Source organism: Nocardiopsis sp. NPDC055824, from assembly GCF_053616335.1.
This window is the reverse complement of record NZ_JBSHDN010000029.1, coordinates 13326-33772: the sequence shown is the minus strand read 5'-3', so window position 1 is coordinate 33772 and position 20447 is coordinate 13326. Positions and strand designations below refer to the sequence as shown.

16 protein-coding genes are annotated in these 20447 nt (G+C 75.4%); 7 read left to right on the top strand and 9 right to left on the bottom strand.

Annotated features, from left to right (window positions below; all coding sequences use genetic code 11):
- Positions 1 to 73: 73 nt before the first annotated feature.
- The 4 genes from ACWGL3_RS09350 to ACWGL3_RS09335 all read left to right on the top strand — a co-directional run bounded on the left by ACWGL3_RS09350 (position 74) and on the right by ACWGL3_RS09335 (position 5581).
- The gene (locus tag ACWGL3_RS09350) at positions 74 to 1015 is read left to right on the top strand and encodes an MBL fold metallo-hydrolase (protein ID WP_344182572.1); all 942 of its coding nucleotides are present in this window, start codon (positions 74 to 76) and stop codon (positions 1013 to 1015) included.
- Between the two features lie 175 nt (positions 1016 to 1190).
- Positions 1191 to 2510 (top strand): winged helix-turn-helix domain-containing protein, encoded by a 1320-nt coding sequence (locus ACWGL3_RS09345; RefSeq protein ID WP_452461136.1) that lies wholly within the window; start codon positions 1191 to 1193, stop codon positions 2508 to 2510.
- Positions 2511 to 2672: 162 nt separating this feature from the next.
- Positions 2673 to 4610, top strand: coding sequence for an FAD/NAD(P)-binding protein (locus ACWGL3_RS09340; RefSeq protein ID WP_452461135.1), 1938 nt, complete (start codon positions 2673 to 2675; stop codon positions 4608 to 4610).
- A gap of 374 nt (positions 4611 to 4984) precedes the next feature.
- Positions 4985 to 5581 carry a GNAT family N-acetyltransferase gene (locus tag ACWGL3_RS09335; protein ID WP_267945597.1) on the top strand — a complete coding sequence of 199 codons (597 nt, stop codon included), beginning with the start codon at positions 4985 to 4987 and terminating at the stop codon, positions 5579 to 5581.
- A gap of 98 nt (positions 5582 to 5679) precedes the next feature.
- Here the strand turns inward: ACWGL3_RS09335 and ACWGL3_RS09330 are convergent, their stop codons facing one another.
- The 6 genes from ACWGL3_RS09330 to ACWGL3_RS09305 all read right to left on the bottom strand — a co-directional run bounded on the left by ACWGL3_RS09330 (position 5680) and on the right by ACWGL3_RS09305 (position 12549).
- A complete protein-coding gene (locus tag ACWGL3_RS09330; RefSeq protein WP_267945598.1) occupies positions 5680 to 7047 on the bottom strand; it encodes an NAD-dependent succinate-semialdehyde dehydrogenase in 1368 nt (455 codons plus the stop codon).
- Positions 7044 to 8345 carry a M20 family metallo-hydrolase gene (locus tag ACWGL3_RS09325; RefSeq protein ID WP_267950439.1) on the bottom strand — a complete coding sequence of 434 codons (1302 nt, stop codon included), beginning with the start codon at positions 8343 to 8345 and terminating at the stop codon, positions 7044 to 7046. Before ACWGL3_RS09325 ends, ACWGL3_RS09330 begins: the two co-directional genes overlap by 4 nt.
- 63 nt (positions 8346 to 8408) lie before the next feature.
- The gene (locus ACWGL3_RS09320; RefSeq protein ID WP_267945599.1) at positions 8409 to 10064 is read right to left on the bottom strand and encodes a thiamine pyrophosphate-dependent enzyme; all 1656 of its coding nucleotides are present in this window, start codon (positions 10062 to 10064) and stop codon (positions 8409 to 8411) included.
- Positions 10065 to 10137: 73 nt separating this feature from the next.
- On the bottom strand, positions 10138 to 10767 hold the full coding sequence (locus ACWGL3_RS09315; protein WP_267945600.1) for an RraA family protein: 630 nt from the start codon (positions 10765 to 10767) through the stop codon (positions 10138 to 10140).
- Entirely contained in the window at positions 10760 to 11170 is a 411-nt protein-coding gene (locus ACWGL3_RS09310) for a RidA family protein (RefSeq protein ID WP_267945601.1), read from the bottom strand. Before ACWGL3_RS09310 ends, ACWGL3_RS09315 begins: the two co-directional genes overlap by 8 nt.
- The gene (locus ACWGL3_RS09305; RefSeq protein ID WP_267945602.1) at positions 11167 to 12549 is read right to left on the bottom strand and encodes an MFS transporter; all 1383 of its coding nucleotides are present in this window, start codon (positions 12547 to 12549) and stop codon (positions 11167 to 11169) included. Before ACWGL3_RS09305 ends, ACWGL3_RS09310 begins: the two co-directional genes overlap by 4 nt.
- Positions 12550 to 12822: 273 nt before the next feature.
- Between ACWGL3_RS09305 and ACWGL3_RS09300 the strand changes: the two genes are divergently transcribed.
- Complete coding sequence (locus tag ACWGL3_RS09300; protein ID WP_452461134.1) at positions 12823 to 13998, top strand: helix-turn-helix domain-containing protein; 1176 nt, start codon at positions 12823 to 12825, stop codon at positions 13996 to 13998.
- A gap of 33 nt (positions 13999 to 14031) precedes the next feature.
- On the opposite strand, the gene ACWGL3_RS09295 is transcribed toward ACWGL3_RS09300, so the two are convergent.
- Positions 14032 to 15198, bottom strand: a complete 1167-nt coding sequence (locus ACWGL3_RS09295; RefSeq protein WP_267945604.1) for a helix-turn-helix domain-containing protein — start codon at positions 15196 to 15198, stop codon at positions 14032 to 14034.
- Between the two features lie 215 nt (positions 15199 to 15413).
- Here ACWGL3_RS09295 and ACWGL3_RS09290 point away from each other — a divergent pair, with 215 nt between their 5' ends.
- Both ACWGL3_RS09290 and ACWGL3_RS09285 read left to right on the top strand, forming a co-directional pair.
- Positions 15414 to 16730: an MFS transporter gene (locus ACWGL3_RS09290; protein WP_267945605.1), complete on the top strand. Its 1317-nt coding sequence runs from the start codon at positions 15414 to 15416 to the stop codon at positions 16728 to 16730.
- Between the two features lie 32 nt (positions 16731 to 16762).
- Complete coding sequence (locus tag ACWGL3_RS09285) at positions 16763 to 18037, top strand: ArgE/DapE family deacylase (protein WP_267945606.1); 1275 nt, start codon at positions 16763 to 16765, stop codon at positions 18035 to 18037.
- Positions 18038 to 18207: 170 nt separating this feature from the next.
- Here ACWGL3_RS09285 and ACWGL3_RS09280 read toward each other — a convergent pair whose 3' ends face one another.
- Entirely contained in the window at positions 18208 to 19077 is an 870-nt protein-coding gene (locus ACWGL3_RS09280) for an NAD(P)H-binding protein (RefSeq protein WP_267945607.1), read from the bottom strand.
- A 237-nt stretch (positions 19078 to 19314) separates the two neighbouring features.
- A complete protein-coding gene (locus ACWGL3_RS09275; protein WP_267945608.1) occupies positions 19315 to 20244 on the bottom strand; it encodes an alpha/beta hydrolase in 930 nt (309 codons plus the stop codon).
- Between the last annotated feature and the right edge of the window lie 203 nt (positions 20245 to 20447).

The window sequence follows — 20447 nt, the reverse complement described above, 5'->3', positions numbered from 1 at the left end:
GTCACCGGCCCCCGCCCGCCGGCGGTAACCTGCTCCCCCGACCGCACGCACGTTCCGTGAGGAGAGCACCACCATGGGCTCGAACGCACCGGCCGGCCCCGAGGCCGCGGCCCTGACCGAGATCGTCGAGGGCGTGTACGCGTGGGTCCAGCCCGACGGCACCTGGTGGGTGAACAACGCGGGCGCGGTCGCCGGTGAGGACGGCCTCCTGGTGGTCGACACCTGCGCCACCGAGGCCCGCACCAGCCGCTTCCTCGGCGCCCTGGCACGCGCCACCGGCGGCGCCCCCGTGCGGTGGGCGGTCAACACCCACCAGCACGGGGACCACGCCTACGGCAACAGCCTGCTGCCCGACTCCACCGCGCTCATCGGGCAGGCCGCCATGCGCGAGGCCCTGCTCCACGACCCGTTCTTCGACGCCTGCCCGCCGTTCTGGTCCCCCTCCCCCGACTGGGGCGGGGTCAGCAGGCGCGCCCCGTCGATCGTGCTCGACCGGGGGCTGACCGTGTACACCGGCCGGCGGCGCGTGGACCTGCTCCACCCCGGGTACACCGCGCACACCCCCGGCGACGTCGTGGCGTGGCTGCCGGAGGAGCGGGTGCTGTACACCGGTGACCTGGTGTTCCACGGCCTCACCCCGCTCGTGTTCATGGGCTCGCTGGAGGGCGCGCTGCGCTCCCTGGAGTGGCTGCACGCCTTCGCGCCCGACCACGTGGTCCCCGGACACGGGCCGCTGTTCGGCGCCGCCGAGCTCGACGCTGTGCTGGGCGCCCACGAGCGCTACTACCGGTTCGTCCTGGAGACCGCGCGCGCCGGGGTGGCCCGAGGGCACACACCGCTGGAGACCGCCCTCGCCTGCGACCTGGGCGAGTTCCGCGACTGGGACGACGCCGAGCGCATCGCCCTGAACCTGCACCGCGCCCACGCCGACCTCACCGGCACCGCCATGGACCTCACGGCGGCGCTGTCCGACGCCGTCGAGTGGAACGGCGGACCGCTCCCCACCCGGCTCTGACGCGGTCACCGGGACCGGCGCGACAGGAACCGCCCCCGCCCCCTCCCGGAGCCCGTACAGCGCGCCGACCGCCCTCCCGGCCCCAAAACGTCGTCGGCGCGCGGTTCACTGGCGGGGACGCGGCGCCTCACGAGGCGCCCGTCCCGCCCTCCACCCCCTCTCCCCAGGAGCCTCCGTGCGCCCCCTCGACCTGGACCGCCGCACCGTCCGCCGCCTCGCGATCACCCGCCAGAGGCTGGCCGGTCCCCGGCCCGCCGCCGACGCCGACGGGCTGCGCGAGGTCCTGCGCGCGCTGCGCTGCCTCCAGCTGGACCCCGTCGCGGTGGTCGCCCGGAGCCACCTGCTGGTCCTGTGGAGCAGGGTGGGCCGGTTCGACGGGGCCGACCTCGACGCCCTCCTGTGGGACGAGCGCTGGCTGTTCGAGTACTGGGCCCACGCGGCGTCGATCGTGCTGACCGAGGACTACGCGCTGCACCGGGGGCTGATGCGCCGCTACCCGAGGGGCGTCTCCGCCTACGGACGGCGGCTGGTGGCCTGGGTCGAGGCCAACGCGGAACTGCGCGAGCACGTCCTCCAGCGGCTGGAGGACAAGGGGCCCCTGCCCGTCGGCGGGTTCGAGGACCGCTCCGCGCTGCCCTGGGAGTCGGGCGGATGGACGAAGGGGCGCAACGTCGAGCGCATGCTCGACCTGCTGTGGACCCAGGGACGGGTGATGGTGGCGGGCCGGGAGGGCGGCAAGCGCCTGTGGGACCTGGCCGAACGGTGCCTGCCCGAGCGCACCGACCGGACCGAGCTGCCGGACGCGGACATCGTGTCGCTCTCGGCCGAGCACGCCCTGCGGGCCCTGGGCGCCGGACGCGCGAGGGACGTCGCGAACCACTTCGTCCGCGACCGGTACGACGCGCTGCCGGAGGCGCTCGAACGGCTGGTGGCGGACGGCCGGGCGGTGCGGGCCCGGGTCGAGGGCGCCGACCCGGGAGAGCCGTGGTTCGTGCACGCGGACGTCCTCCCGCTGCTGGAGACCGTGGGCGGGGAGGCGTGGGGGCCCAGGACCGTGCTGCTGTCCCCGTTCGACAACCTGCTCTGCGACCGCGAGCGGACCGAGCTGCTGTGGGGTTTCCGCTTCCGCACCGAGATGTACGTGCCCAAGGCGCGGAGGGAGTTCGGCTACTACGTCCTGCCGGTCCTGCACGGCGACCGGCTGGTGGGCAGGATCGCGCCGAGGTTCGACAGGCGGCGCGGCGTCCTGGACCTGGAGAACGTGTACGCCGAGCCCGGCGTGGCCGGGGTCCGGGCGGCGGGCCCGGACGCCGGGGCCGCCCCGTCCCCGGACCCGGCCTCCGCCGAGGAGGTCGCGGACGCCGCGGAGGGTGTCGCGGGCGCGGTCGCCGACCTGGCCGGGTTCCTGGGGGCGCGCGAGGTGGTCTGCTCGGGCGCGGTGCCCGAGCCCTGGCGGGAGACGCTGCGCCGGGTCGAGGCGGCACCCGTCCCCTGAGGCCGCCCGCTCGGAGCGCTCCGCCACGACCCCTGACCTCCCCGGTCGCGCCCGTCCCCTGGGGCCCACCCGCCCCTCGCGTAGCGGTTCCGCTCCCGGACCGCGAACAATCCTTCATTTCCGATATTTACTACCTATTTAGTATGCATTAGCCTCATGGGGGTGACCACCACAGCGCTCCCCCGGCGTCCGCTCCGTATCGCGCTCGTCGGCGCGGGCCCCAGGGCCACCTCCCTCCTCGAACGGATCACCGCCAATGTCCACGAACTCCTCCCCGACACGATGCTCGAGGTTTGCGTCGTAGATCCTCACCCGCCCGGCGGCGGCCGGATCTGGCGGCGCGCGCAGTCGCCCCGGCTGTGGATGAACACCACGGCGAACGACTGCACGATGTTCACCGACGCGTCGGTGGTGTGCTCCGGGCCCGTCGTCCCCGGACCGACGCTGACCGAGTGGGCCGAGGACCTCGCTGCGGGACGCCTGCACAGGCCGCCCGGGTTCACGGCCGACGCGGCCGACCTCGCCGAGGCCCGCCGGGTCCATCCCGGCTGGTTCGCCACCCGCAGGTTCCAGAGCCGGTACCTGTCCTGGGTCTTCCACCACGTGGCCGAGCGGGCCCCGGGGAGGGTGGCCGTCCGCTCCGTGGCCGCACGGGTGGTGGACCTGCGCGACCTGGCCGACGGGCGCCAGCGCCTGTTCCTCGATCGCCCGCCGTATCCGGTCCCGGACCGCACCGCCGGCACGGGCCGCCCGCCGGCTCCCGGGAACACCCTGGACGCGGACGCCGTCGTCCTGGCACAGGGCTCCGCCGGCACCGGCCCCACCGAGGAGGAGCGCGAGCTCGCCCGGCACGCCGCCGCGCACGGCCTCGTCCACATACCGACCGCCTCCACCGCCGACATCTCCCTCGACGCGGTCCCGCCCGGCGAACCCGCGCTGGTGCGCGGCATGGGACTGGCGTTCGTGGACACCGTCGTGCTGCTGACCTCCGGGAGGGGCGGCGTCTTCCGCAGGGACCCGGACGGGACCCTGCGCTACTCCCCCTCCGGCTCCGAGCCCGTCCTCCACACCGGATCGCGGCGCGGGGTGCCCTACCATTCCAAGATCCGCTACCACCTGCCCGGGGCGCGCCCCGAACTGCCGAGGCACGTGAGCACGCGGGCCCTGGACGCGCTCGGCCCCGACCCCCTCGACCTCCGGGAGGACGTGTGGCCGCTCGTCGTGCGGGAGCTGGCCCACGCCCACTACCGGGAACTGGCGCTGTCGCACCCCGAGCGGCTGGACGTCGGCGCGGAGGAGTTCGTCCGGCGGCTGGACTCCCTGGACTGGTCGGGGGCCCAGCTCAAGGAACTGGTCTCCGAGGCGGTGCGCGAGGACGGGGACCGGTTCGACGCCGGGCGGATCGACCGGCCGCTGGCGGGACTCAGGTTCGCCGACCACGACGCGCTCGGCGCGTGGCTGGACGGTTACATCGGCGCCGACCTCGAACGGCGGCGCGACCAGCGGTACAGCATGGACCTGGCGGTCTTCTTCGCGCTGCTGTCGGTGTTCACGGTGATCTCCGAGGCGATCGGCTCCGGACGGATCTCCCAGGAGTCCGCGGCGCGGGACCTGCCCCGGTTCACCGGGTTCTTCAGCTACCTGGCCAGCGGGCCGCCCGGCCCCCGGCTGGAGGAGCTCCTGGCGCTGGCCCGGGCGGGGGTCCTGCGGTTCGTCGGCGCCGACATGGAGGTGGACACCCCCGAGGGCCTTTTCCTGGCCAGGTCCTCCAGCACGGACGCGACGGTCGGGGCCTCCGTACTCCTGGAGGCCAGGCTGCCCGAACCCTCGCTGTCCCGGACGACCGACCCGCTGCTGCTGGCCCTGCTCCAGCGCGGGGAGATCCGCGAGCGGCCCGGCACCGGGCTCGTCGACGCCGACCCGGCCGACCAGCGGCTGCGCGGCGCCGACGGGACGCCGCACCCGGCCCGGTTCGGCGCGGGCGCGCTGGTCGCCGGCGGCGTGGGAGCGGGCGGGTTCTCCCGTCCGCGCACCAACGCCGGGTTCTTCCGGCAGAACGACGCGATCGCCCGTGCCGTCCTGGGCGGCCTGCGCCCGTGAGGGGGCGGGCGGCGGTCCCGTCCCCTGAGGCCCGTCCGCTCGGAGCCGCTCCGCCACGACCCACGCCCGCCCCGACCGCGCCCGTCCCGTGAGGCCCGCCCCTCGCGTCGCGGTTCCGTCCGGGTCCGGGAGTTCCGGGGAGCCCGGGCCGGCTCCCTCCCGGAACGGCCCGCCACCGGTCCTCCCCGGTCCCTCACCCCCCGACCGGTATCCGACACAGGCCGGAGGTTTACATTGTAGATTCCTTTTGTCCGGCAGCGGCCGACCCCTGCGACCACGGAACCCGGTTGACGCGGACGGCCCCGGAGGGGGAGGCTCCGTCACGTCCGGCGCCCGCCGGCCGCCCCGGAGGGGCCGCGGACAGGAGGTCGGACATGGCGGACGCGCGACCGGCGGAGGACCCGCCCCGCCCGTCGGAGGGGCCCGGCTCCGGAGGGCGTGCCCCCGCACCGTGGTCCCCGCCCGCGCCGGAGGAGATCACGACCGCGCGGATGGTGCTGGAACCCCTCACGCCGGACCACGCGGGCCCGATGCTCCCCGTGCTGGCCGATCCGGCGCTGTACGCGTTCACCGGCGGGGGACCGCCGACCGCGGACGGCCTCCGGCGCCGCTACGAGCTCCAGTCGGCCGGGCGGTCCCCCGGCGGGGAGGAGTCGTGGTTCAACTGGATCCTGTGCCCCCGCGACGGGAGCGGCCCTGCGGGGTTCGTGCAGGCCACCGTGGTGCTCGGGGCGCCGGGCCCGGCTGCGGACCTGGCGTGGGCGGTCGGCGTCCCCCACCAGGGGCGGGGCCTGGCCGCCGAGGCGGCCCTCGGGATGCGCGACTGGCTGTCCGCCCGCGGAGTCCGCCGGTTCGGGGCGTGGGTCCACCCCCGCCACGGAGCCTCGGCGGGGGTGGCGCGACGGCTGGGCATGGCCCCGGCCCCGCGCCGGGACGCCGACGGCGAGGTGCGGTGGGAGTCCGGGGGCTGAGACGCCGCGGCCCCGCGCTCCCCCGGCGGACCCGCACGGGGCCGCGCGTGGGAGGGGCGCACGGGACGGGCGCACGGCCCCGGGCGGGCCGGACGTGCTCAGCGCGTGCGGAGGAGCTTGCGGTTGACGAACTCGGCCATGCCGTACTCGCCCAGCTCGCGCCCCACCCCGGACGCCTTCACCCCGCCGAACGGCAGGTCGGCCTGGGTCCGCGACGGCGCGTTGACCGACACCATGCCCACGTCGAGCCGGTCGGCCACGGCCAGGGCCGCCTCCTCGTCCTCCCCGAACACGACGCTGCCCAGGCCGTAGGGGGTGTCGTTGGCCAGCTCCACGGCCTCGTCGACGGTGGCGACCCGGTGGACCACGGCCACCGGGCCGAAGATCTCCTCCCGGTAGGCGCGGGTGCCGGGGGCGACCCCGGTGAGCACCGTGGGCTCGACGAACGCGCCCGGGCGGTCGGGGCGCCCCCCGCCGGTGAGGACGGTGGCGCCGTGGGCGACCGCGTCCGCCACCTGGCCGGCGACGTGCACGGCCGCGGCCTCCGAGGACAGCGGCCCCAGGTCCACCCCCTCCTCGGTGGGGTCGCCGACCCTCAGGCGCGCGACCGCGTCCACGAACCCCTCCACGAACGCGTCGTACACCTCGTCCAGCACGATGAACCGCTTGGACGCGGTGCACGCCTGGCCCGCGTTGCCCATCCGCCCGGCCACGGCGGCGCGGACCGCGCGCCCCAGGTCGGCGTCGGGCAGGACGATGAACGGGTCGGAACCCCCCAGCTCCAGCACGGTCTTCTTCATCGCGCGCCCGGCGACCTCGCCGACGGCGCGCCCCGCCCGCTCCGAGCCGGTGAGCGAGACCCCCTGGACCGCCGGGTGCTCGATGATCCGGACGCACTGCGCCTCGGTGGCGTACAGGTTGGTGTAGACGCCCTCGGGGAGGCCCGCGTCGGCGAGCAGGCCGGCGACGGCCCCGGCCGACTCCGGGCAGCTCGGCGCGTGCTTGAGCAGGACGGTGTTGCCGAGCGCGATGTTGGGCGCCGCGAACCTCGCCACCTGGTAGTGGGGGTAGTTCCACGGCATGATCCCGAGCAGCGCGCCGATGGGCTCCGTGCGCACGGTCGCGGTCCCGTGGGACACGTCCAGGACCCGGTCGGCGGTGAACGCGGCGGCGTTCTGCGCGTAGTAGTCGTAGATCCGGGCGCACAGGTCGACCTCCCCGAGCGCCTCCGCCGTGGTCTTGCCCATCTCCCGGGTGATGATCCCGGCCAGGCGCTCGCGGTCGGCCCGGTAGCGCTCCGCCGCCGCGGCCAGGTACGCGGCGCGCTCCGCGACGGGGCGGAGGCGCCAGGTCCGGAAGGCCCTCCCCGCGGCTTCGACGGCGGTGTCGACCTCCGCGTCCGTGGCGGTCGGGAACCTCCTGACGAGGCGTCCCGTGGCGGGGTCGGTGACGGCGTACTCGGTCATGCTCGGTTCCTTCCGGGAACGTGGGGTGCGGCGTTCTCCAGCTCTCCGGCGCCCAGGCGGCGGGTCACGTCGGTGAGCACCTCCAGTCCGGCGAGGAGGTCGGCGTCCTCGGTGTACTCGCCCTCGTTGTGGGAGACCCCGCCCGCCGAGGGGACGAAGAGCATCACGGTGGGCACGCGCTCCTTCATGTTGATCGAGTCGTGCCCGGCGACGGTCATGATCTCACCGCTGCGCAGGCCGAGCCGCTCGGCGCTGGCACGGGCCAGTTCGACGCCCTCGGGCTGGTAGGGGTTGACGCCCCAGGAGTGCGAGAGCGTGCGCTCGACGGTGACGTTCGCGGCCGCCTCGACGCGGGCGACCTCGGCGAGCAGGAGCTCGTCGGCCTCGGCGAGGACGGCCTCGTCGGGCGAGCGGAGGTCGAGCAGGAGCGTGGCGCGGGAGGGCACCACGACCGGGGAGTTGGGGTACACGTCGAGGCGGCCGACGGCGGTGTGCAGGACGCCGGGGAACCGGTCGGCGAGCTCGCGCGCGGCGACGACGAGCATGGACGCGCCCACGAGCGCGTCGCGGCGGTCCTCCATGGCGGTGGCGCCGGAGTGGGCCTGTTCGCCGTGGACGGTGATCTCGTACTTGCTCGCCGCCCAGCTGGCGCCGACCAGGCCGATGGTGGTGCCGGAGTTCTCCAGGAGGCGCCCCTGCTCGATGTGGATCTCGGCGCACAGGACGGCCTCCGGCCCGTCGCCGTCACCGAGGAACCCGGTGGGGGCCAGGGCCTCGGCGACCGTGGTGCCCGAGCTGTCGCTCGCGGCGAGGGCGGTCTCCAGCGGCAGCTTGCCGGTGTAGACGGCGCTGCCCATCATGGACGGCGTGAACCGGGAGCCCTCCTCGTTGAACCAGTTGACCACGGCCAGGTTGTGGACGGGGGGCGCCTCCGCACCGTCCTCGGCGGCGATGCGGAAGACGGCGTGGGCCGCGGCCAGGACCCCGTAGGCGCCGTCGTAGCGCCCGGCGGTGGGCTGCGAGTCCATGTGGGACCCGACCACGACGTAGGGGGCGCCGGGCACGCGCTCCAGGAGTCCGAACTGGTTGCCGACGCGGTCGTAGACGACGCGCAGCCCGTTCTCCTCCAGCAGGCCCGCGAACCAGCGGCGCTGGGCGTTGTCGGCCTCGCTCGCCGCCTGGCGGTCGACGCCGCCCGAGGGGGTGGCGCCGAAGGAGCTCATGGTCTCGAAGTCCCGCAGGAAGCGGGCGTCGTCGGCCGCGGGGTCGCGCGGCGGTCGGGGCGGGCTGGAGGTCATGGCCTCGTTCCTCTGCTCGTCGGGCACGGGTGGGTGGTGTCGGTGCGGGGCGCCGGCCCCGGGTCAGGAGGCGCCGGGGGCGCGGACCGCGGGGTCCTGCCTGACGTGCAGGACCGCGGGGAGCCCGCTCTCCAGGGCCCGGCGCAGGGCGCCCCGGAAGTCGGCGGTGGCGGTCACGGTCTCCCCGTACCCGCCGTAGGAGCGTGCCAGTGCGGCGAAGTCGGGGTTGGTGAGGTGGGTGCCGGAGGGCCGCCCCGGGTAGTGCCGCTCCTGGTGTTCGCGGATGGTCGCGAAGACGCCGTTGTCGACGACGATCGCCGTGAACACCGCACCGTAGCCGATCGCGGTGGCGATCTCCTGGCCGTTCATGAGGAAGCACCCGTCCCCGGCGACGGAGACCACCTGGCGCCCGGGCTGCACGAGGGAGGCGGCGACGGCGGCCGGGATGCCCATCCCCATCGCGCCGTTGCGGGGCGCCAGGAGGGAGCGGGCGGACCGGTGCTCCAGGTAACGGGCGGGCCAGACCGCGTGGTTGCCCGCGCCGTAGGTGATGACGGCGTCGTCGTCGAGCTCCTCGCGCAGCACGCCCATGGCGGCGGTGAGGTCGACGAAGCCCCCGTCGTCGGCCGCCGCGACCGGGGTGGAGAAGGCGGTGTGGGCGTCCCGGGCCCCGGCCAGGCGCCCGGGGTCGTGCCGGACCGGTGCGCCCCCGGCCTCGGCGAGGGCGGCGACGAACCCGGCGGGGTCCGCGACGAGGTGCTGGTCCAGTCGCCCGCTGTGTCCGAGGGGTTCGCCGGGGAGGACGACGACGGTCTCGGCCCGGCCGCCCCGGGTGTAGCCGTCGCTGAGCACGTCGGTGCGGCAGGCGCCGACGAAGAGGGCGAGGTCGGCGTCGTCGAGGAGTGCGGCCGCGGCGTCGGAGCGGCCGTAGCCGAGCGAGCCCGCGTAGGGGCTGTCGGCGCCGTCCAGCCGGTGGGGCACGGCGTCGTAGGCGCGGAAGTCGGCGAGCACCGGGATGTCGCGGGCGGCGGCCCAGGCGGCCAGCGCCGCGCCGTCCGCGTCGGTCCAGTTCTCGCCGCCCACGACGACGACGGGCCGCTCGGCCCGGTCGACGCGGGCGAGGGCCCGGGCGAGCGCGTCGGCGTCCGGGCGGCCGGACGGCAGCGCGCGGGGCTCCACCGTGTCCGCTCCCCCGGCGGAGAGCCGGATCACGTCCTCGGGCAGGCCGACCACGACCGGCCCGGGGCGGCCCGAGCGCGCGAGGCGCACGGCGTCGGAGACCACCCGGGCCGCCGCGGCCGGGTCGTCCAGGGTGACCACGGCCTTGGCGGTGCTGCCGAACCACGCGGTGAGGTCGAACTCCTGGAACGCCTCCCGCCCCCGGTCGGCGACGGGGATCAGCCCGACGAACAGCACGAGCGGCGTGGCGTCCTGGTGGGCGGTGTGCACGGCGATGAACGCGTTCGCCGCGCCCGGCCCGCGGGTGACCATGGCGACGCCCGGGAGGCCGGTGAGCCGGCCCTCGGCCAGGGCCATGAACCCGGCGCCGCCCTCGTGGCGGGTGACCACGGTGGTGACGGAGGAGTCGTGCAGGCCGTCGAGCACGTCGAGGTAGGACTCCCCCGGTACCCCGTAGACGCGCTGGACCCCCTCGCGTTCGAGCTGGGCGACGACGAGGTGGCCCGCCGAGCGCGGGCGGGCGGGGTCGGTGGTGGACATGAGGGGCGGTGCCTTCTTCCTGGTGGGGCGGTTCGGGGCGCGGGGAGGCCGTCGGACTCCCCGGTGGGGCGGGTCAGAGCGCGAGGAGGCCGGTGAGGGGTTCCCCCGCGCGGATGCGGGCCACGAGGCCGGGCTCGTCCCGGTCGGAGCGCAGGGCGCCCTCGACCAGGGACCGGTCGAAGGTGCGCGGGTCGACCACGAGGAGCCCGTTCTCGTCTCCCAGGACGAGGTCGCCGGTCCGCACGCGCACCCCGCCGACGGTCACGGGGGCGCCCACCGCCCCGGTGGCGGTGCCCAGGCGCTTGGTGGTGCGGCAGGTGGAGCCCCGCGCGTAGACGGGGAGACCGCTGTCCCTGAGCGCCGCGAGGTCGGTGACGGGGCCGTCCACGACGATCCCCGCGCCGCCGCGGGCGGCGACCGCGGCGGCGGTGACGGCGCCGATGGGCGCGTGCGCCCCGCCGTCGACCCCGACGACGAGGACGCCGCCCCGGGGCAGCCGGACGAGGGCGCGGTTGACCGCGAGGGCGTCGGGTTCGGCGAGGTGGACGGTGAGCGCCTCACCGCCCATGCGCGGGGCGCCCGGGGTGACGGTGCGCACGGCGGGGTCGCAGAACCCCTCCTCCAGGACGTGGCCGAGGGTGGGCAGCTCCACCCCGGCCAGCGCCCGCAGGAGCGCGGCGGTGTCGGGTCCGGTGTCAGGCATCGGCGGCACCGGTCCCCCCGCCGGGGCGGTCGGCGAGGACCGCGACGCAGTCGATCTCCAGCGCGACTCCCCACAGGGACACGCAGACGGTCGTGCGCGCGGGAAGCGCGTCGCCGAACGCCGCCCGGTAGACCCGGTTGTAGGTCTCCAGGTGGCCGGGGTCGGTGAGGTAGCCGTTGACCTTGACGACGTGGGCGAGGGAGCTCCCGGCCGCCTCCAGGACGGTGCGGAGGTTGTCGAGGGTGCGCGTGAGCTGCTCCTCGAACGTGGCGGGGGTCGCGCCGTGCTCGTCGGAGGGCAGCTGCCCGGAGGTGTACACGAAGCCGTTGGCGACGACCGCGTGGGAGAACGCGCCCACGGGTGCGGCGAGTCCGTCGACCGCGCCGAGTCTGCGGGGGGTCACGCCCGCACCTCCGTCCCCGCGGTCCCGTCCGCCCCGGTGGCGTCGGCGGCGTCGAAGTCCTCGCCTGCGACGGACTTCAGGAGCAGGAGCGCCACGAGGGACAGCAGGGAGGCGCCGAGGATGTACCAGGCGATCGACGAGCTCTGCCCGGTGAGCGAGAGCAGCCCGACGGTGACGGCGGGCGTGATCGCGGAGCCGAGGAGGCCGGACAGCATGTACGCCACGGACAGGCCGGAGTAGCGGATCCGGGAGCCGAACTGCTCCGCGAGGAAGGTGGCGATCGGGCCGTAGTTGGCGGAGAAGGCGACCATCATCAGGGCGTAGGCGGCGAAGACGAGCGCGGCCGAGCCGGTGTCGAGCATCCAGAAGAACGGGAACGCCAGCAGGGCCTCGGCCGCCACACCGGCCAGGATCACGGGCTTGCGCCCCACGCGGTCGGAGAGGCGCCCGAAGGCGGGGATGGCCACGAAGGCCAGGGTGCAGGCCACCAGGACCGCCCACAGCATGAGGTCCTCGGAGTGCCCCAGTTCGGCGGTGCCGTAGTTGACGCCGGAGGTGACCAGGAGCGTGAAGGTGGAACCGGTGGACAGGGTGGCCACGCCGCCAAGGAGGACCTGCTTCCAGTAGTGACGCATCAGGTGGGCGAACGGGAGCTTCGCCTTGGCGCCCTGGTCCTTGACCTGCTGGAAGCTGGGGGTCTCCTCGATGTTGAGCCGGATGTAGATGCCGACGCCGACGAGGAGGGCGGACAGCAGGAACGGCACGCGCCAGCCCCACGTCAGCAGGGCGTCGTGGTCGACGGCGGCCAGGACGCCGAGGAAGGCGAGGTTGGCGATGAGGGTTCCCGCCGGGACGCCGACCTGGACGAGCGAGCCGAACCAGCCCCGCTTGTGCGGGGGCGCGTGCTCCACCGTCATCAGGACCGCGCCGCCCCACTCGCCGCCCAGGGCCAGGCCCTGGACGAGGCGGAGGGTGAGCAGGAGCAGCGGGGCGGCGACGCCGATGGCCCGGTAGTCGGGGACCAGGCCGATGGCGACGGTCGCGGCGCCCATCGTGATGAGGGAGACGAGCAGCATCGACTTGCGGCCGAGGCGGTCGCCGAAGTGGCCGAAGAGGACCGCGCCGACCGTGCGCGCCACGTAGGCGGACGCGAAGGTCAGGAAGGCGAGGATGGTGCCGACCGCGCCGTCGAGGTCGGGGAAGAAGACCTGGTTGAAGACGAGGGCGGAGGCGGTGCCGAACAGGAAGAGGTCGTACCACTCGACGGTGGTGCCGATGACGCTGGCGGTCGCGATCCTCTTCATCTTCGCGGGCGCGAGGCGGTCCCGGCCCGCTGCCGCGGGGTCGGCGCCGACGGGGGGTGTGGGGCTTGCGGTCATGGAGGTCTCCGGTTGAGCTGTGGAAACAGCGCGGTGTGTCTCGGCTCATACTCGGTGCGCCGCAGGTCGGAGCTCAATCGGCATTCACACACGATTTCCCCGCCAGACTGTGTAAATGCACACGGGCCCACGGTCCTTTTGCGGGGGAAACCGCCGACCGAGCAGAAGAGGCCCAGGTGGAGGGGGGTTTGCGAACTCCCGGCACGCCCCCACCGGCGCCGACCCCTGGCATTTCTCCCATGTATCGCCCAGATGACGTTTTCGGAGGGCCCGATGACCGCCGAACCCGGCCCCGCGCACACCGCGCCCGGCCCCCCGACGTGGGCGCGGATGCTCGAACTCCTCGCCGAGGACCGCGAGAACCTCGTGGACGACTTCCTGCGGCGGCTGGGGGACCTCGGCGGCTACACCGGCGGCGCGGTCCCCGAGGACGACCTGCGCAGGACCGCCTCCGACACCCTCGACATGCTGATCCGCCGGATCGCGGGCGCCCCGCTGCCCGCCCGCCTGCGCGGCCTGCCGGAGCGGCTCGGCGTGCGCCGGGCGCGCCAGGGGGTCCCCAGGGAGAAGCTGCTGGAGGCGGTCCGGCTCGACTTCCGCGTGATCTGGGCGGGGCTGGTGCGGGCGGGCGGCCCCGGGTCGTCGGAGGTCCTGGTGCTGCACGCCGAGGAGATCCTGACGACGGTGGAGGAGTACATCAGCGACGTGCAGGCCGCCTTCCTGGAGGAGCGGGCCGTCCTGGCCCGGGACTCGCGCGCCGTGACGGCGCAGGCCTTCTCCCGCCTGCTCAACTCCGGGGAGCGGTCGGCGGAGGTCGCCTCGGAGGTGGCGGCCGTGCTCGGCCTGCCCGAGCACGGCCGGTTCGAGGTCGCCTTCGTGGCCGCGCCCTCCGCGGCCCGGGGCGGGGCGCAGGGCCGCATCACCCGGGAGCGCGAGCGGGGACGCCACCTGAGCTGGGAGTTCGACGACGGGATCGCACTGGTGAGGGAGGTCGGCGGGCCCGGGTGGGCGGCCTCCCTGGAGGGGGTGGCGGGCGGCCTGGTGGCCGACGCGGCCGGGCTGGCCGCGGTCCCCGCCGCCGTCGGGGCGGCCAGGGTCCTGTCCCGCTACGCCGGGGAGCGCGGCGGCCTGGTCCGGGAGGACGACGTGTGGTTCGCGGTGGCGGGCGACCAGGTGCGCCGCGTGCTGCCGGGGTTCGGGGGCGGCGCCGCGGCGCGCCTGGCCCGGCTGCCGCCCGGGCCCAGGGCGAGGCTCATGGAGACGCTCTCCCACTACACGGCCACGGGCTCGGTCAAGAACACCGCGGCGTCGCTGTACTGCCACCGCAACACGGTGGTGAACAGGCTCCAGGCCTTCCGCGAGGTGACGGGGCTGGACCTCACGGTCCCCCGTGAGGCGGCGCGCGCCCTGGTCCTGTTCGCACCGGAGCACCCGCCCGGCCGGCCCTGACGGCGCCGGCCCGACCGGGTCCCCGGCCGGGCATCAGGAGGGCGGGTCCGCCTCGGCCCCGCGTCCGCGCGCCGCCTCCAGGGACAGCAGGACGAGCGCGCCGTCGCCCGGACGCGCGGGGTTCCTGCCGGTCAGCTCCTCGAACCGGCGCAGGCGGTTCAGGACCGTGTTGCGGTGGCAGTACAGCACGTGCGCCGCCTCGCTGACCGACCCCCGCTCCAGCACCGCCAGGGCCGTCTCGACCAGGGCCGACCGCTCCCTCTCCGGAAGCCCGTCGAGCGGGGCGAGGACCTCCTCCGCCAGGACCTCCGCCACGTCGCCGAGCTCGCGGACGACGACGGCGGGCCAGTCCGAGCGCACCCGCAGGGCGCGCCCGTCCCCCGGTCGCACCGCCCTCGCGAGCCTGGCGGCGACACGGCGCATGCGGGGGATCTCGGCGACGCCGCGGGCGGTGGGCGCGAGCCCCACGGGCAGGCCGAGCAGCCACTCGGGGGGCGCGCCGCCCGGGTCGGCGCACCTCAGGAGGGCCAGGACCTCGCTGTCCAGGTCCACGAGCATGTCGTCCGCCCCCGCGCCGGCGGCCGCCGCCCGCAGCTCGGCCTCGCGGCCGGGCGCCGCGACCGCGACGGCGAACAGGTCCCGGGCGTCCGCGTCCAGGGCCCGTGCGACCTGCCGGACCAGGTGGGGGTCCTGCCGCTCCGCCTCGAACAGGCTGCGCAGCAGGAAGACCCTCTCGTGCTCGGCCTGCCTGCGCATCGCGGTCAGCTCCGCGAGGTACCCGGAGTGGACGTCGGTGAGGTGGAGCTCCACCGCGTCCCAGATCGGGAGCACCCCGTCGCTGAACGCCACCAGGTCCTCGTCGGACACGTGCTCGCGCAACGCGTTCCAGATGAACCGGAAGTCCATCCGCACCGCGCGCAGCAGGGACTCCAGCGGGATGCCCTGGCGGGCGCGGCGCCGGCCCACCTCCCGGGACAGGGAGCGCCGGTCCGAGGTCACGGGCAGTCCGGCCACCAGCCGGAGGAGGTACTCCAGGGACTCGCGCGCGGTGGCCAGCAGCTCCTCGTCGGCGATCGCCGCCTCCGGGTACCCGGTCACCCCGCGCACCTCCAGGAGGTAGGCGCGGGCGAGGGCGTCGACCTCGCGCAGGCACGCGCGCAGGGCCACGGCCCCGGGGGAGCCTTCTTCGGACCAGGACACGGGGACTCTCCTCGTTGTGTGTTCGCACAGTCGAACGCGCGAGGCGGTTGGGGATGACCATTGTCCAGGTCACCCGATCCCCCTGATCATGGACTACCAGCGGGGGCGGCGCGACGCCGCCCCCGCTCCCCGTGCGCCCCTCCCGTTGGGGGACGGCACATCCGGTGAACCGACGAGGGGTGCCGAGCAGAGCACCGCCGAACGAAAGGCCCCCAATGGACTCCCCAGCACAACCCCCCGGCGGAACGAAGACCGTCTCCGGAGCGGACGCCTCCCGCATCGCCTGGGCGGCGTTCGTCGGCACCGCGCTGGAGTGGTACGACTACTTCCTCTTCGGCACCGCCGCCGCCCTGGTGTTCAACCGGCTGTTCTTCACGGAGCTGGACAGCACCGCGGCCACGCTCGCCGCGTTCGCCACCTTCGGGGTCGGGTTCGCCGCGCGCCCCCTGGGCGCCCTGCTCTTCGGGTACATGGGCGACCGCTTCGGCAGGCGGCCGGCCCTGCTCACGACGATCGTCATGATCGGCTGCGCCACCGGCCTGATCGGCCTGCTGCCCGACTTCGGCTCCATCGGCCTGGCGGCGCCCGTCATGCTCACCGTGCTGCGGCTCCTCCAGGGCCTGGCCGTGGGCGGGGAGTGGGGCGGCGCCGTGACCATCGCCGTCGAGCACGCCCCGATCGAGACCCGGGGCCGGTTCGCCGCCCTGGTGCAGGTCGGCTCCCCCGTGGGCACGCTCGTGTCCTCCGGCGCGTTCGCCCTCGTCCTGATGCTGCCCGGCGAGGCCTTCGACGCCTGGGGGTGGCGCCTGCCGTTCCTCGCCGCGTTCCCGCTCCTGGGCATCGCCCTGTACATCCGCCTCAAGGTCGAGGAGTCGCCCATCTTCCAGGACCTCGTCGAGCAGGAGGAGCGCTCCAGGATCCCCGCCCTGGACGTCTTCCGCCAGGCGGGCGGCCGTCTGCTGGTCGCCGTCGCCGCGGCCATGCTGGGCGTCGGCGGGTTCTACATGATCACCACGTTCGTGGTCAGCTACGGCACCAACACCCTGGGCGTCGACCGGAGCGTCATGGTCAACGCCACCCTGGTCGCCGCCGCCCTCCAGATCGTCGTCACCGTGTTCGCCGGGCGCCTGGCCGAGCGCTTCGGACCGGGCCGCATGACCGTGGCGGGCTCGCTGGCGACCGCCGCCGCGGCCTTCCCGCTGTTCTGGCTCATCGACACGCGGGACCCCCTGGCCATCGTCCTCGCGGTCACGGCCGGCATCGCCCTGGTCACCATCGCCTACGCCGTCACCGGCGCCCTGCTCACCGACCTGTTCCCGCCGCACCTGCGCTACAGCGGGGTCTCCCTGGGCTACAACCTCGCGGGGGCGCTGACCGGGTTCCTGCCCCTGATCGCCACCGCCTTCCTCGCCGCCTCCGGCAACGCCTCCTGGTCCGCCGCGCTCATCCTCGTCGTGATCGCGCTCCTCTCGGCGGTCGGCGGCGCCTACGGGGAGCGCCTGCGCATCACCGACAAGTCCATCGTCTCCTGAACCGCACCGCCCCGAACGAGAGGAACCACCCCATGCACGCCGACGATGCCCGCAGGATCTGCGACGCGGTCGACGCGGCCTTCGACGCCCAGCTGGAGCTGACGGCCGAACTGGTCCGCCACCCGTCCCTGCGCACCCGCGAGGGCTCCGCCCAGGACCTGCTGTACGCCGAGATGGAGCGGCGCGGCTTCGCGATGGACCGGTGGGAGCTGGACGCCGCACAGCTCTCCGAGCACGTGGGCTACGGGCCGAGCACGGTCTCCTACGAGGGCGTGACGAACGTGGTCGGCACCTACCGGCCGACCGAGCACACGGGGCGGTCCCTCATCCTCAACGGGCACGTGGACGTCGTCCCCGAGGGCCCGGAGGAGGCGTGGTCGCGCTCCCCGTGGGACGCCCCCGTCATCGACGGCTGGCTCCACGGCCGGGGCAGCGGGGACATGAAGGCGGGCCTGGTCGCCAACCTGTTCGCGTTCGACGCGGTCCGCGCCGCGGGCCTCTCCCCCGCCGCGCCCATCCACTTCCAGTCGGTGGTCGAGGAGGAGTGCACGGGCAACGGGTCGCTGTCCGCGCTCATGCGCGGGTACACGGCGGACGCCGTCGTCATCCCCGAGCCCGAGGAGGACATGCTCGTCCGCGCGAACACGGGGGTCATCTGGTTCACGGTCCGCGTGGCGGGCGTCCCCACGCACCCGCGCGAGATGAGCTCCGGTTTCAACGCCATCGACGCCGCCCACCACGTGATGGGCGAGCTGCGCCGCGTGGAGGAGCGGTGGAACGCCGAACGGGGCTCCCACCGCCACTTCGAGGACCTCGACCACCCGATCAACTTCAACCTGGGCACGATCAGGGGCGGCGACTGGCCGTCCAGCGTGCCCGCCTGGTGCGAGATCGAGGTGCGGGCCGCCCTCTACCCGGGCGTCACCGCCGACCAGGCGTGGGAGGAGCTGACCGGCGCGCTGGAGTCCGTCACGTCCGACGCCCAGGGCCACCCGATCTCCGCCGTGGCCACCCGGACCGGGTTCTACGCCGAGGGCTACGTCCTGGAGGAGGGCAGTGAGGCCGAGGCCGTGCTCGCCCGGTCCCACGAGCGGGTGTTCGGGTCCGAGCTCCGGAGCTTCACGACCCCCGGCTACCTGGACGGCCGCGTCTTCACGCTCTACGGCGACATCCCCACCCTCGTCTACGGTCCCGTCTCCGAGGCCATCCACGGGTTCGACGAGCGCGTGGAGGTGGAGTCCGTCCGGCGGATCACCAAGAGCATCGCCCTGTTCATCGCCGACTGGTGCGGCACCGCGCAGGCGTAGCACCCGCCCCCCCGGGCCGCCCGCGTCGGCGGGCGGCCCGGGCGGGCGGACACGCGCGGCCTCCGGGCACGCCCGGGACGGCCGCCCTTGCGGAGGCCGTTCCGCCGTGGGTGGGAACGGCCTCCGGGCGCACCTCCGCCGTCCTTCGGGGGCGCGCCCGGGACGGCCCCTCAGAGGAGGGGGCGCAGCTCGTCCTGGCACCACGCGGCCAGGGTGGTCGGCGTCGTGGTCGCCGCGGTGCGCGACTGCTCCGGCCTGAAGCCGTCGCGCAGCCCGGTGGACATGCCCATCACCGCCTCGACCAGGCCGGGGCCCAGGCCCGCCCCCGCGAGGGTGTCGCGCATCCGCTCGTCGGCGATGCGCTCCGCCCGCACGGGACGGCCGGTGACGTCGGCGACGACCGCCGCGGCCTGCTCCCAGGACAGGTCGGCGGGGCCGTGCACGGCCTGGACGACCCGGCCGGCCCACCCGGGGTTGAGGAGTCGGCCCACGGCCACCTCGGCGATGTCGCGCGGCGCGACCCACGGCATCGGGTGGTCCACCGGCAGCACGACCCGGATGGCGCCGGACCGGATGGAGTCCAGCTCCATCAGCAGGTTGCTGAAGAAGAAGCCGCACCTGAGGTGCACCACGTCCGCGCCGGTGTCGTCCAGCAGCTGCTCGGTGCGGGCCAGCCCGTCGATCTCCCCCGCGCCCGAGCGGCGCTCCGCGCCCACGCTGCTCAGGAAGACGACGCGGCGGATCCCGTTGGCGGTGACGGCGCGCGCGGCGTGCGCACCGAAGCGGGCGTACGCGGCGACCGGGTCGTCCGTGCGGGTGGGCGGATCGACCCAGAACAGGGTGTCGACGCCCGCGGTCGCGGCCACGACCGCGGCCTCGTCGCCCTGGTCCACGGCGACCGGTTCCACCAGGCCGGCGAGGGCCGGGGCAAGGCGGGCGGGGTCGCGCATGAGCAGCAGCGGCCGCGCTCCGGCCCGGACGAGGCCGTTGACGACGTGGCGGCCCACGGTGCCGGTGGGGGTGGTCACGGCGATGCGCATCAGGTGTCTCCTCGTGCTCGTGTTCCGCGGGGTCGCGGTTCGCCTCGCACGGTACGAGGGGTTGCGGCCGGAATCCGGCCACAACACGGGAGGCCGGCGGATCGGTCCGGCGGCCCCGGGGCTCCCGGCCGTGACGGAGGCCGGGCGGAGGCCGGCGGGCGGCCCCGGACCGCCCGTGGGCGGACTCCGGCGGCGGTTCCGGGGCCGCGGGCCTTCGCGCTCCGGGGCCGAAGCGCGCTACGCGTTCCCGGCCGAGACCACCCGGGCGAGCCATCCCCTGCTCCGGCGGGAGAAGTCCTCGGACACGGGGGCATCGGGCGCCCAGGCCTCGAAGCCGTGGGGCGCGCCGGGGGCGACCTCCAGCTCGCAGTCCACCCCCGCCTCGCGCAGCCGGCGCGCGTAGCCGGTGGCCTCCTCGAAGAACAGGTCGATGTCGCCCACGCCGATCCACGCCGGGGGCAGGCCCCGGAGGTCGTCGCGCCGGGCGGCCGCCGCGTAGGGCTCGGCCTCTCCTCCCGGCTCCCGGCCCAGGTAGGCGCGCCAGCCGAACCGGTTCAGGCGGTTGTTCCAGACCCAGTGCCGCTCGCCGTCCAGCTCGCTCCGGGCCGCGGTCCGGTCGTCGAGCATCGGGCAGCCGAGCAGCTGCGCGCGGGGCTGCACCCCGCCGCGGTCGTGGAGCCTCTGCACCAGGCACGCGGCGAGTCCGCCGCCCGCGCTCTGCCCGCCGACGACGATCCGGTCCGCGTCCACCCCGAACCGCTCGCACGAGCGCTGGAACCAGTCCCAGGCGGCGACGCAGTCGTCGGACGCGGCCGGGAAGGGGTGCTCCGGCGCGAGCCGGTAGTCGACCGAGACCACGACCAGGCCCGTGTCGCGCGCGGCGGTGGAGCAGAACCGGTCGTCCTGCGAGGGCTGGCCGATGACCAGCCCCCCGCCGTGGATCCACAGCAGCCCGGCGCCGGACGCGCCGGCCTCCGGCTCGTAGACGCGCACGTCGACGCCTTCCTCGGACAGGTCCCGGAACCGCACGCCGTCGACGACCGCGTCGCGGCCGAGGCCGCGCTGGGCCGCCCTGAGCAGGTTGCGCAGCCGGGGCCGGTGCAGGGGCAGGGCGGGCACCCGCTTCACCGCCTGCCGCAGTTCGGGGTGCACCTTCGCCAGTTCCATGGACCGCTCCCGTCGACCGCCGCTCCCACGCGGCCCCGCCTCGTCACCGCCAACCTACTGCCCGCGTCCGCCGGGCCCGCGACCGGTCACCGGCTCAGGGATCCGTCCCCTTCCGCGTACCCGCTCCCGGGGCGCGGGACCCCCGCGGGCCGGGGTACGGCGGGCGCGGTCCGCTCCGGACGGGGATGCCGTGCGGTCGCGCG